Source organism: Aquaspirillum sp. LM1 (assembly GCF_002002905.1).
Classification (GTDB): domain Bacteria; phylum Pseudomonadota; class Gammaproteobacteria; order Burkholderiales; family Aquaspirillaceae; genus Rivihabitans.
The window spans coordinates 3,092,658-3,104,619 of record NZ_CP019509.1 but is presented as its reverse complement, the minus strand read 5'-3'; the positions used below and the strand labels follow the sequence as shown (position 1 = coordinate 3,104,619).

General features: G+C 63.8%; 15 protein-coding genes. 11 read left to right on the top strand and 4 right to left on the bottom strand.

The genetic code is table 11. The features are described from left to right. The first annotated feature begins 90 nt into the window (after positions 1-90). The 4 genes from BXU06_RS13475 (at position 91) to BXU06_RS13460 (ending at position 2,832) form a co-directional block, all read left to right on the top strand. Positions 91-1,470, top strand: a complete 1,380-nt coding sequence (locus tag BXU06_RS13475; protein ID WP_077300653.1) for an L-serine ammonia-lyase — start codon at positions 91-93, stop codon at positions 1,468-1,470. Positions 1,471-1,866: 396 nt separating this feature from the next. Further along, positions 1,867-2,046 carry a hypothetical protein gene (locus tag BXU06_RS13470; RefSeq protein ID WP_077300650.1) on the top strand — a complete coding sequence of 60 codons (180 nt, stop codon included), beginning with the start codon at positions 1,867-1,869 and terminating at the stop codon, positions 2,044-2,046. Positions 2,047-2,354: 308 nt separating this feature from the next. Then, the gene (locus BXU06_RS13465) at positions 2,355-2,582 is read left to right on the top strand and encodes a TraY domain-containing protein (RefSeq protein ID WP_077300647.1); all 228 of its coding nucleotides are present in this window, start codon (positions 2,355-2,357) and stop codon (positions 2,580-2,582) included. Beyond that, positions 2,560-2,832, top strand: coding sequence for a type II toxin-antitoxin system RelE/ParE family toxin (locus BXU06_RS13460; protein WP_077300644.1), 273 nt, complete (start codon positions 2,560-2,562; stop codon positions 2,830-2,832). Before BXU06_RS13465 ends, BXU06_RS13460 begins: the two co-directional genes overlap by 23 nt. A 7-nt stretch (positions 2,833-2,839) precedes the next feature. Here the strand turns inward: BXU06_RS13460 and BXU06_RS13455 are convergent, their stop codons facing one another. Continuing rightward, positions 2,840-3,751, bottom strand: coding sequence for a helix-turn-helix domain-containing protein (locus BXU06_RS13455; protein WP_077300641.1), 912 nt, complete (start codon positions 3,749-3,751; stop codon positions 2,840-2,842). A gap of 125 nt (positions 3,752-3,876) precedes the next feature. Here BXU06_RS13455 and BXU06_RS18665 point away from each other — a divergent pair, with 125 nt between their 5' ends. Together BXU06_RS18665 and BXU06_RS18660 are read left to right on the top strand one after the other, a co-directional pair. Further along, positions 3,877-4,560 (top strand): cytochrome P450, encoded by a 684-nt coding sequence (locus BXU06_RS18665; RefSeq protein ID WP_216352479.1) that lies wholly within the window; start codon positions 3,877-3,879, stop codon positions 4,558-4,560. A gap of 105 nt (positions 4,561-4,665) precedes the next feature. Continuing rightward, a complete protein-coding gene (locus BXU06_RS18660; RefSeq protein ID WP_374754317.1) occupies positions 4,666-5,268 on the top strand; it encodes a cytochrome P450 in 603 nt (200 codons plus the stop codon). An 83-nt stretch (positions 5,269-5,351) separates the two neighbouring features. Here BXU06_RS18660 and pyrC read toward each other — a convergent pair whose 3' ends face one another. Continuing rightward, the gene (pyrC, locus tag BXU06_RS13445) at positions 5,352-6,392 is read right to left on the bottom strand and encodes a dihydroorotase (protein ID WP_077300638.1); all 1,041 of its coding nucleotides are present in this window, start codon (positions 6,390-6,392) and stop codon (positions 5,352-5,354) included. A 55-nt stretch (positions 6,393-6,447) separates the two neighbouring features. Then, entirely contained in the window at positions 6,448-6,678 is a 231-nt protein-coding gene (locus BXU06_RS13440) for a sulfurtransferase TusA family protein (RefSeq protein WP_077300635.1), read from the bottom strand. Positions 6,679-6,733: 55 nt separating this feature from the next. On the opposite strand from BXU06_RS13440, the gene BXU06_RS13435 reads away from it, so the two are divergent. From BXU06_RS13435 to BXU06_RS13420, 4 genes are all read left to right on the top strand, one after another. Continuing rightward, positions 6,734-7,492: an NRDE family protein gene (locus BXU06_RS13435; protein WP_077300632.1), complete on the top strand. Its 759-nt coding sequence runs from the start codon at positions 6,734-6,736 to the stop codon at positions 7,490-7,492. Positions 7,493-7,521: 29 nt separating this feature from the next. Further along, a complete protein-coding gene (locus tag BXU06_RS13430; RefSeq protein ID WP_171982221.1) occupies positions 7,522-8,034 on the top strand; it encodes a CNP1-like family protein in 513 nt (170 codons plus the stop codon). Positions 8,035-8,312: 278 nt separating this feature from the next. Continuing rightward, positions 8,313-9,695 carry an argininosuccinate lyase gene (gene argH / locus BXU06_RS13425; RefSeq protein WP_077300626.1) on the top strand — a complete coding sequence of 461 codons (1,383 nt, stop codon included), beginning with the start codon at positions 8,313-8,315 and terminating at the stop codon, positions 9,693-9,695. A gap of 397 nt (positions 9,696-10,092) precedes the next feature. Beyond that, complete coding sequence (locus tag BXU06_RS13420; protein ID WP_077300623.1) at positions 10,093-10,476, top strand: hypothetical protein; 384 nt, start codon at positions 10,093-10,095, stop codon at positions 10,474-10,476. A 12-nt stretch (positions 10,477-10,488) separates the two neighbouring features. On the opposite strand, the gene BXU06_RS13415 is transcribed toward BXU06_RS13420, so the two are convergent. Next, entirely contained in the window at positions 10,489-10,917 is a 429-nt protein-coding gene (locus tag BXU06_RS13415) for a molybdopterin-binding protein (protein WP_077300620.1), read from the bottom strand. 201 nt (positions 10,918-11,118) lie between these two features. Here BXU06_RS13415 and BXU06_RS13410 point away from each other — a divergent pair, with 201 nt between their 5' ends. Next, the gene (locus BXU06_RS13410; RefSeq protein ID WP_077300617.1) at positions 11,119-11,937 is read left to right on the top strand and encodes a TOBE domain-containing protein; all 819 of its coding nucleotides are present in this window, start codon (positions 11,119-11,121) and stop codon (positions 11,935-11,937) included. Positions 11,938-11,962 lie beyond the last annotated feature (25 nt).

Genomic DNA, 11,962 nt, shown 5'->3' with positions numbered 1-11,962 from the left:
GACAGACGCCGGCCACTCCACTGCCGACGGGTTTTTGCTCCCCGGAGCCCCCCCCGAAACAACCGTTATCCCCGCCCCAAGGACACCCCCATGGCCCTCAGCGTATTCGACCTGTTCAAAATCGGCATCGGCCCCTCCAGCTCGCACACCGTCGGCCCGATGCGCGCCGCGCGCCAGTTTGTCAGCCGGCTGGCGCGTGATGGCCGCCTGAGCGCCGTGGCGCAAGTGCGCGTCGAGCTGTTTGGCTCGCTGGGTGCCACCGGCAAGGGCCACGGCAGCGACACAGCGGTGATGCTGGGCCTGCATGGCGAAAGCCCCGACCTGATCGACCCCGACCACGCCCCGGCCATCCTGGACGCCATCCGCGCCAGCGGCCAGCTCAGCCTGCTGGGCCAGCACCCGATTGCCTTTATCGAGCGCGAACACCTGATTCTGCACAAGCGCAAAAGCCTGCCCTACCACCCCAACGCCATGCGCTGCGAAGCCAGCGACGCCAGCGGCACGCTGCTGGACGCGCGCACCTATTACTCGGTGGGCGGCGGCTTTGTGGTGGACGATACCGCGCTGACCAGCGGCTTTGCCCCGCCCGGCCCACAACAACTGCGCCACCCGTTTGCCAGCGCGCGCGAACTGCTGGCGCTGTGCCGCGAGCATCAGCAACCGATCAGCCAGATCATGCTGGCCAACGAACTGGCCTGGCGCGACGAAGCCAGCGTGCGCGCCGGCCTGCTGACGCTATGGGAAGTGATGCAAGCCTGTGTGGCGCGCGGCTGCCAGCGCGAAGGCGTGCTGCCCGGTGGCATGCATGTGCGCCGCCGCGCCGCCGAACTCTACCGCACGCTATGCGCCGCGCCCGAAGCCGCGCTGCGCGACCCGCTGACCGTGCTGGACTGGGTGAATCTATACGCGCTGGCAGTCAACGAAGAAAACGCCGCCGGCGGCCGGGTGGTCACCGCCCCCACCAACGGTGCCGCCGGCATCATCCCTGCCGTACTGCACTACTACACCCGCTTTGTGCCCGGGGCCAACGCCGACGGCGTGGTGCGCTTTCTGCTCACCGCCGGGGCGATTGGCATCCTGTTCAAGCTCAACGCCTCGATCTCCGGTGCCGAAGTGGGCTGCCAGGGCGAAGTGGGCTCGGCCTGCTCAATGGCCGCCGGCGCGCTGGCCGAAGTGCTGGGTGGCACGCCGGAACAAGTGGAAAACGCCGCCGAAATCGGCATGGAACACAATCTGGGCCTGACCTGCGACCCGATTGGCGGCCTGGTGCAAGTGCCCTGCATCGAACGCAACGCCATGGCCTCGATCAAGGCCATCAACGCCGCCCGCATGGCCCTGCGCGGCGACGGCCAGCACCATGTGTCGCTGGATCGGGTGATCCGCACCATGCGCGACACGGGCCGGGACATGAGCAGCAAATACAAGGAAACGGCGCGCGGGGGATTGGCGGTGAATTGGATTGAGTGTTGAGGGGGGAGGAAGGCGAGAAGCGGAGGTTTGGCACCCTCGCTGTTAAGTCAGCAGTAGGATCGCAAGATGCTTGAAGGAATGCCGACATACATGGCACAAGAAGACTCTTGTTGCGCCGATGCCACAAAGGCAGAGCTGACCGAAAGGATAAAGCACAACCTACAAATACTTACGCTAAGAGAGGAAAAAAACGAGATTTGGAACGTTGCGCAGAGGGAGTGCAGTGACCTTTACCAAAAAATTTGTCAGGCATCTGCGCTACTCGCAGATTGTCGGACACATGCGAAGCTCAGTATACTTGGGGTATGTGCTCAAAAAAGCGCAAAATCCCTCTGAAATCTAGGTCCCAGAGGGGTACATTAACCCTTAGCATCAGCCCCCTATTAAGGAGTAGATTTGACACTCAAGTTTTTATTCAGCCCGAAAGTCGATGCATTTTTTCGAACCATCGATTCAATCTATGAAATCTGGCAACTGATCAGTGCATTGGCCCAGCTGTTGGAGCAGCTGGTAAGCGCTGAAGTGTATGTGCAGTTGGCTCAACTTTGCCATAGCTTGATCAGTCAGGTTCTTTAACTAATCACCACCCTAGTAACGATGTACTTTTGCGAGAGATCGTTACTAGGCTTACCACGCAGTATATACGGGGTATAAGATACAAACAGTTTACATCTGTAAACAGAACGGCGCAAGATTGTCAGCACTTTTTCAGCAACACTTTTTACGTAGCGCTTTTTTTCCGGCCTTTTTCTTAAAGTTAGCCGCTCATTGGACAGAAGCGCCATCCTCTCTGTTTCCTTGCCTTCGCTCCCCACTGCGATACACTGCCAGAAACCGCTCCATGTTCTTGATGGCGCGGCACAATCCCGCAGGAGAACGCACACATGAGCACCGTAGTGGAGCTCACCCCCGACATCGAGCAACGTCTCGAAGCGCTGGCGGCGCGCACCGGGCGCAGCAAGCGCGAGCAGTTACAGGACATCATCGCCCAGGGCGTGGAGGACATGGAGGACTATTATCTGTCCGCCGAAGTGCTCAAGCGCGTTCAGCAAGGGCAAGAGCGCGTGTACAGCGCAGAGGCGGTGCGGCGTGAGCTCGGACAGGAAGGTTGAATACACCGAGACCGCGTTAACCGCCTTGCGCAAGCTCGACAAGCCAGTGGCCAGACGGATCATGGACTCTCTGGATGCGCATATTGTCGGCCAGGACGCGCCGTGCGCCACGGGCAAGCGCTTGCAAGGGCCGCTGAATGGGCTATGGCGCTATCGGGTGGGCGATATGCGGGTGATATGCCAAATCGAAGACCAGGTATTGCGTGTGCTGGTGCTGCGCCTGGGCAAGCGCAGCGAAATCTACCGCTGAGCCTTGCTCACACCCACAACCGATACACCCAGAACGATTCATCTTCGATAAACCGCCGGGCGAATTCCGCCGGGGAAAACCCGGTGATGCGCTTGGTGGCGCGGCTCAGGTGGGCCTGGTCGGCAAAACCTTGGTCGTGCGCCAGCGCGGCCAGGTCCAGCGGCAGGCCGGCGTGGTGGCGTTGCAGGCCGGCAAGTAGCGCGCCTTCGGTTTTTACCAGCATGCGCCATTCCCGCAGCGAGCGGCCACTGTAGCGCTTGATGCGCCGTTCGATCTGGCGTTCGCCGTGGCTGTCGCGCCATTGCATGGCCTGCCAGGCCAGCCGCTGCACCCAGTGGCGACCAATCTGCGCCAGCGATGGAGCCGGATCGGCGCGCTGGCGCAGGGCTTGCCAGCGTGGGGCCAGATGGCGCTCCAGCGCCGCCAGCGCAGCGTACTCGTCGGCGCTGGCCAGTAAATCGTCCAGCAAGCCTTGCCACGAGGCGTCCAGCACTGCCTGCGCCGGGGCAAAGCGGTCCAGCAGGTTGTGCGGGTCCACGCCAAATAGCGCGTGGGCAACATCCACCGGAAAACACGCCATGCCGGCGCGCCCCACGCTGGGCGACCAACTGACCAGTGGGTGGGACTGGCTGCCCGACCAGGTCAGCGCAGCATCCAGTGGCCGCCAGCGCGTGCCGCCCTCGGTGGATTCGATCAAGCCGATGTCCATGCCCTGAAACCACGACAAACACACCAGCGGGGTGGCGGGAAAATGATTGAGCTTTTGCGCGGCGTTCAGCGCCAGCCCACGCGTGTCGCGGCACACCACGGCGCTGAGCGCGCCTTGCAGGCTGGGCGGAGCAATCAGCACACTGGCGCGCCCGCCAGCGCGCGGGGCGCGGGCGAGCGGGTTGGGGCAGGCGGTGAAATCGGCGCTCATGACGGGGCAGTATAGGCGCGGCAATGATGGACGTCGATGGCTGGCTTTGATGTCGTTTGCGTTCAAGACCGCGCGGCTGGCCGCTGCCGATACTGGCGGCCTGTTCATGCCCGTTGGAGGTCATCATGTCGGCGTCTCCCCGTTGTCCCTGGCGCTTTGGTGCCACCCATGCTGTGTCCACTCACTGGCCGCCCGGCCCGCGCGCCGGGCTGGGCGGCTGGGGTTTGCTGGCCGATTTGTCGCGCGATGCGCTGGGAACCCTGGCGCGATGGCGCACCGAGTATGGCGAGGTGGTGCATTTGCGCGTGTGGCCGCTGCATCAGGTGGTGATCAGCGATCCGGCCTTGCTGCGCGAGCTGCTGGTGAACCAGCACGACTCGCTGACGCGCTGGCCGCGCGGCATGCAGGTGTTTGGCCAGTTGTATGGCCATAGCGTATTCATTGCCGAAGGCCAGGCCTGGCGCGATAAGCGGCGGGCGCTGGCGGCAGGGTTTTCCCGACAGGCGGCGCAGGATGCTGTGCCGGCAATGGCGCAGGCTGCCGAACAGGCGCTGGCCGGCTGGCCCAGCGCCCATCCCGCCTGGCGTGCCGACCACGCACTGGCCACGCTGACGCTGGAGGTGATGGCCCGCTTGTTGTTCTCGCTGGAATTGGGTGAGGCAGCGCCCACCGCCGCGCAGGCGGTGCGCACGGTGCTGGCCGCCAGCCATGCGGAATTGTTCTGGCCAGCCAGTTGGCCGGACTGGCTGCCACACAAGCGCGGCAAGCGCCAGGCCCGGCGGTGGCTGGATGGGTGGATTCAGCGCTAGCTGCACGCCCGGCTGGCGCTGGCCGACGATGTCTGGCCAGACGATCTGCTCAGCCGCTGGCTGCGCCTGCACCGCGCCGATCCAGCCGCCTGGCCGCTGCGCGCCGTGCGCGACGAATGCATGACCGCCTTGCTGGCCGGGCACGAAACCACTGGCGCGACATTGGCCTGGTGGATGTGGGAACTGGCGCGCCAGCCCGAGATTCAGGCCGAGGTCAGCGCCGAAGCCTGCCGCATCCTGCGCGGGCGGGTGCCCACTGCGGCGGATGCGCCAGCGCTGACCGCGCTGCACCGCTCACTGGAAGAAACCCTGCGCCTGCACCCGGCTGCACCGCTGTTAAGCACCCGCTGCGCCATCCGCCCGGTTACAGTGGGCCCGTGGCAACTGCCGGCTGGCACGCTGCTGCTGTTGCCGGTGCAATTGGCACAACACGACGCGCAGGCGTTTGCCCAGCCAGACACGTTCTGTCCGGTGCGCTTTGCCGAGCGCGACGCCAGTACGCATCCACACTGGCTGCCGTTTGGTCTGGGCCCGCGCGTGTGCCTGGGCCAGCACCAGGCGATGATGATGCTTACCATACTGGCCGCCTTGCTGGCGCAACGCTTTAGCTGGCGCGCTGCTGCTAACCAGCCCGCGCCGCAGCCACTGCTGCAGGTGTCGTGCCGGCCAGACGTGCTGTGGCTGGATATCATTCAACGCGCCAGTTGAGCGCCTCGGCAGGCGGGTTTGCCATGCACAACGCCCTGGCGAATCCGCCAGGGCGTTGTCTTTTGCCACGCTAAAAACAGCGCTTAGCCCTGCAGCTTCCAGCCCAGCGTTTCGCCGGCGCGCAGCGGCACCAGCGGGGCGTCATCCAGATACGCCAGGGTGGCCGGTACGGTCCAGCTTTCGCGGCGCAGGGTCACCGTATCGGTGTTGCGCGGCAGGCGGTAGAAATCCGGGCCGTTGAAGCTGGCGAAGGCTTCCAGCTGGTCCAGCGCGCCCACCGAGTCAAACGCCTCGGCGTACAGCTCCAGCGCGGTGTGCGCGGTGTACATGCCAGCGCAACCACAGGCGGCTTCTTTGGTATGGCGGGCGTGCGGGGCGCTGTCGGTGCCGAGGAAAAACTTGGCCGAACCGCTGGTGGCGGCCTTGAGCAGTGCCTGGCGATGGGTTTCGCGCTTGAGCACCGGCAGGCAGTAGTGGTGTGGGCGGATGCCGCCCACCAGCATGGCGTTGCGGTTCATCAGCAGGTGGTGCGCGGTCAGCGTGGCGGCCACATTGGCCGACGCGCCGGCAACAAATTCTGCCGCCTGGGCGGTGGTGATGTGCTCCAGCACCACGCGCAGTTCGGGCAGGCGGGCAATCAGTGGGGCCAGGGTGCGTTCGATGAACACGGCTTCGCGGTCGAAGATGTCGATGTCCGGGTCGGTGACTTCACCGTGCAGCAGGAAGGGCAGGCCGACTTCGGCCATTTTTTCCAGCACCGGCAGACAGTGTTCCAGCGCGCTGACGCCAGCGTCGGAATTGGTGGTGGCACCCAGCGGGTAGAGCTTGACGCCGTGCACGATGCCGCTGGCCTTGGCGCGGACGATGTCATCCGGGGTGGTGCGGTCGGTCAGGTACAGCGTCATCAGCGGTTCGAAGGTCATGCCCGCCGGCAGCGCGGCCAGGATGCGGGCGCGGTAGGCTTCGGCGTCGGCCACGGAGGTGACCGGCGGCTTGAGGTTGGGCATGACGATGGCGCGGGCAAACTGGCGGGCGGTGTCGGGCAGCACGGCGGCCAGCGCCGCGCCGTCGCGCAGGTGCAGATGCCAGTCGTCCGGGCGGGTGAGGGTCAGGGTTTGGGTCATGGCAACGGGCTCGTGCAAGGTAAAAACGTTATATTATAACACTTTTGCGGGCAGATTATTTGCGGCGCAGCACCATCACAAATTTGCCGTCCGCCGTGGTCTGGCTGTCTTCCAGCACATTGCCGGTTTGCCGGCAAAAGGCGGCAAAATCCCCCGGCGCGCCAGGGTCGGTGGCGGTCACCCGCAATACCTGGCCGCTGGCCAGCTCGGCCAGGGCCTTTTTGGCGCGCAGAATGGGCAGGGGGCAGTTCAGCCCGGAGAGGTCGATGTCTTTGTCAGCGGTCATGGCGCGCAGGGTCAGGTAGAATGCAGGAACCTTATTTTAGCCCACGCTGCCTGCCATGTGCCTGATTGGAATTGCCTACCAACAGATTGCCGGAGTGCCGCTGCTGGTGCTGGCCAATCGCGATGAATACTACGCCCGGCCCGCGCAGCCGATTGCCCGTTGGGACGACGTGCCACAGCTGCTGGGTGGCCGCGACACGCAGGCGGGCGGCAGCTGGCTGGCGGTCAGCGAAAATGGCCGGGTGGCGGCAGTCACCAATGTGCGTACCGGCAGCCGGGCCAGCGGGCGTCTCTCGCGTGGCGCTTTGGTGCCCGCCTGGCTGACCAGCCCCCTGTCTGCTGCCGAGTTTGCCGCCGAGCTTACCCGCCAGCGCGGTGACTACGCGCCCTTTAATCTGCTGTTTGGCAGCATGGGCGATCTGTACTGTTTTCATAGCCCGCGCGCGCTGCTCACGCGGCTGCGCCCCGGTGTGCACATTCTGTGCAACGGCCTGCCCGATGCGCCCTGGCCCAAAAGCGAGCGGCTGCGTGGCTGGCTGTCGGCCACCACCACCCTGCCTGGCGAAGAGGTGCTGTTTGACTGGCTGGCCGACCGCACCCCGGCACCAGTCGAGGCGCTGCCCAATACCGGTGTGGGCCTGGCGCTGGAAAAATTCCTGTCGCCGGTTTTCATTGCTGGCGATGACTACGGCACCCGCGCTTCTACCCTGCTGACGCTGACCAGCCGGGGGCGCGGCACGCTGGTGGAGCGCAGTTTTCATGCTGGCCGGCCACAAGGTGCCCGCCGGCTCACTTTTACTGTTCAGCCCCGCTGAGCGCCGATTCGACAAAGGATTCCAACCCCGTGATCCGCCTTACCCTGCTGGCCGCCCTGGGCGCGGCCTGCCTGAGCCCGCTGGCGCAGGCCGAATACCATAACGAACGCTTTAACCAGAACTATGTCTGGGAAGCCGACAAACCCTGGGAAGAAAAACCCATCCCCTTGCCAGCCTACCCGGATGGCGCGCACTGGCAATCATTTGAGGTGGGACCCACCACCCGTAACCAGCATGCCATTGATACGCAAAGCCTGAGCATTGGCGAAGACGGCGTGGTGCGCTTTGCCCTGCGCGTGCAAAGCCCGGATGGTGCCGAAACCCTCACCTTTGACGGCCTGCGCTGCGAAACCCGCGAGCACAAACGCTACGCCATTGGCCGCAGCGACACCCAAACCTGGTCACCATCCCGCCTGGCGCAGTGGCGTCGGCTGGAACAAGGCCAGGCGGTGTTGCGCACGGTGGAAGAAGACTATCTGTGCCCGGACCGCAGCCCGGCGCGCAATGTGGCAGAAGTGATCAAACGGATGAAGCAGCGTTAAGCATGCGACGCCCCGGCCTGGCCACTCAGCACGTGTTCAAAATCTAGCGAACGACGGGTCAGCCAAGGCGAAATGACCCCAAAAAGCGCCGTTGACACGCGGTCAATGCGCATTTTGGGGTCATTTCAACGCAGGATCACCCGAGTCTCGCAGGCTTTGAACGCGTTCTCAGGGCAAAACCTGCCCCCGACAGGCGATATAATCCAGTTTTTCGTGCAACCCCACTGCCCGTCTGAGCACAGACAGGCCGACCCACACACCTTCAGGACACCTTTACCATGCAAGACGCGCACGCCTGGTCTGGCCGATTCTCCGAACCGGTTTCCGAACTGGTCAAAAAATACACCGCCTCGGTTGACTTCGATAAGCGCATGGCCGCATTCGACATCCAGGGCTCGCTGGCCCACGCCGCCATGCTTACCCGTGCCGGCGTGCTGTCCGAGGCGGATCTGCACGCCATCGAAGCCGGCATGGCCGAGATTCTGCACGACATCCAGGCAGGCCGCTTTGAATGGAGCGTGGACCTGGAAGACGTACACATGAACGTGGAAAAGCGCCTGACCGACAAAATCGGCGACGCCGGCAAGCGCCTGCACACGGGCCGCAGCCGCAACGACCAGGTGGCCACCGATATCCGCCTGTATCTGCGCGACGCCATCGACCATATCGTTACCCTGATTGCCGCGCTGCAAACCAGCCTGCTCGACCTGGCCGAACAGCACGCCGACACGGTGATGCCGGGCTTCACCCATTTGCAGGTGGCGCAGCCGGTCACCTTTGGCCACCATATGCTGGCCTATGTGGAAATGCTGGGCCGCGACGGCGAGCGCATGGTGGATTGCCGCAAGCGCGTCAACCGTCTGCCGCTGGGTGCCGCCGCGCTGGCCGGGACAACGTTTCCGATCGACCGCTTTTACACCGCCCAGTTGCTGGGCTTTGAAGACGTGTGCCACAACTCGCTGGATGCGGTGTCCGACCGCGACTTTGCCATCGAATTTACCGCTGCGGCCTCGCTGGTGATGACCCACCTGTCGCGCCTGTCGGAAGAGCTGATTCTGTGGATGAGCCCGCGCGTGGGCTTTATTGATATCGCCGACCGCTTCTGCACCGGCAGCTCGATCATGCCGCAAAAGAAAAATCCCGACGTACCCGAGCTGGTGCGCGGCAAGAGTGGCCGCGTCACCGGCCACCTGATGGCGCTGCTGATGCTGATGAAATCGCAGCCACTGGCCTACAACAAGGACAATCAGGAAGACAAAGAACCGCTGTTCGACACGGTGGACACCCTGATCGACACGCTGCGCATTTACGCCGACATGATGCGCGGCATCACCGTCAAGCCCGAAGCCATGCGCGCCGCCGTGCTGCAAGGCTTTGCCACCGCCACCGACCTGGCCGACTATCTGGTGAAGAAGGGCGTGCCCTTCCGCGACAGCCACGAAGTGGTGGCCCGCGCCGTGCGCCACGCCGAGCTGCAAGGCGTGGACATCGCCGAGCTGTCGCTGGACGTGCTGCGCCAGTTCAGCGCACTGATCGACGATGACGTGTACGCCGTGCTCACCCCGGAAGGCTCGCTGGCCCAGCGCAACCATATCGGCGGCACCGCACCGGCGCAGGTGCGTGCGCAGATTGCCCGTCACCGGGCACGCCTGCAGGGCTAACCCCCTCAGCGCACCCGCTCTGCCCAGCGCCTGATTCACGCCCCCTGGCTGCCTGCCGGCCTGGGGGCGTGCTGCTGTTCTCCTCCCCCATACTGATGCACAGCACGCCCACATGGCAGATGTCGGACAATCGTTGTATATTTTGTTATATATCGAACAGCCACACTGGAAGCAAAGGGTAATATCTGTTGATTTATAAGCAAAAACCTTCTGGCACGCTGTCTGCTCAGCCATTCATCACACAGCACGCATCCACCGGGCCGGTGTGATATTACCGCTTGCCGGCTTGCACAGGCTGGCCATGCAACAACAATGCATAAAACATATTTTTTAGAGTGGGTACGGCAATCACCCACGCACCAGAATTGGGCAGGCAGTCAGCACAAGGAGCAGCACCATGAGGCTGGAGGGACGCGAAGGGCCGCAAAGTCGGCGCATCAGCCGTGAAGCAATACCGGCGCACAACTGGCGCGGCTACCTGCCGGATGCCTGGGCCGAGCGGGTGGAAGCGCCGCTATGGGTGGACGAATTTGAAGAATACCAGCTGGATGCCCAGCGCTGGATTGGCTACGACGCCGACGAGCAGCCCTGCTACACCGCCCACCACTATGCGCTGCCCGCACAGCGCCACCCGGAAAACCCGGCAGAAGTGGCGTATTCGGAAGTGCTGGCGGCGTGGCGACTGCGTGATGAGCGCTGGCTGGTGTTCCGCCTGATTGGCACCGGCAGCACGGTGCTGCCACGGGGGTTTTACCTGATCAGCCCGGACATGCCGCGCTGATGGCGGTCGCGCTCAGGCCGGCACGCCCAGTACCACATGGCTGGCCTTGATCAAGGCGGTGGCGGTGGCCCCCACGGCCAGGCCCAGTTCCAACACGGCTTCGTTGGTGACCACGGCGTACACCACAGCGCCCCCCGGCAGGGTAATTGCCACCTCGGTGTTGACCGCGCCCCTGGTCAGCGCCGACACCGTGCCGGACAGCTGGTTGCGTGCAGAGAAGCGCATGCCGTCCACCCCAACCAGCAGCATCACCAGCGGTGCCTTGACGTAGGCCACCACCGGCGTGCCCACCGCCAGGTCCAGCGATTTGACGCTGCCTTCAGTCACCACGGCCACCAGCTTGTCGCCGCCGGCAGTGGTGAGTTCAACTTCGGCATTCACCGCGCCGTTGACGACAGCGGTAAGCGTGCCAGTAAATACATTTCGGGCGCTGACTTGCATGATGGCTTCCTTTTTGCATGGGTAAAAATATAAATGGCCAGCTAAGCGGTATATTCTACCAACCTGACACTCAGCCTGTGCCGGCCAGTCTTGAATTGATCGCATAAGCATACGCTATGCCAGAACAACCATAACGCTGATCGGCCTGAGACGGATTTTTTCTGGCCAACCGGTCATTTTTTGCATGAAACGGAGCGCGATATGAACGCCTCTTTACCACGCTTGCGCGGCAAGCTGGAAGTGGACACCGAACTGGGGGCCTTTCTGGGCGACACCCGCATTCGCTTGCTGGAAGCGATTGCCCAGCACGGCTCCATCTCGCAAGCCGCCAAGGCCGTGCCGCTGTCGTACAAGGCAGCCTGGGACGCGATTGACACCATGAACAACCTGGCCGAGCACCCGCTGGTCACCCGCGTCACTGGCGGACGCCACGGCGGCGGCACCTCGCTGACCCCCTACGGACAAAAAGTGATTGCCCTGTACCGGGCGCTGGAAAGCGAATACCAGGCCGCACTCGACCGGCTGTCGGCCAGCATGCACAGCAGCGAGCACGGCGACTTCCAGCAGTTTCGCCAGCTGCTGCGCCGCATGTCGATGCGCAGCAGCGCGCGCAACCAGTTTGCCGGCAGCGTGTGCGCGCTGCGTGAAGGCGATGTGGACTTTGAAGTGCGCCTGCGTCTGGACGCCGACAACGAACTGGTGGCGGTGATCACCCGCGAATCGGCAGAAACCCTGGGCGTACACATGGGCCAGGAGCTATACGCGCTGGTGAAGTCGTCTTCCATCCTGCTGCTGACCGACAGCAAGATCAAGACCACGGCCCGCAACCATTTGTGGGGCGAAGTCAGCCGGATTGTCGATGGGCCGGTGAATGCCGAAGTCACCCTGGTGATGCCCAGCGGCAAAACCCTGTGCGCCGTGGTCACCCACGACAGCATCGACCGCCTCGGGCTGGTGGTGGGCGGCCAGGCCTGTGCGGTGTTCAAGGCCTCGGCGGTGATTATCTGCCTGTACCAGTAAGCCCACACGGCCAACTGCCGGCCCG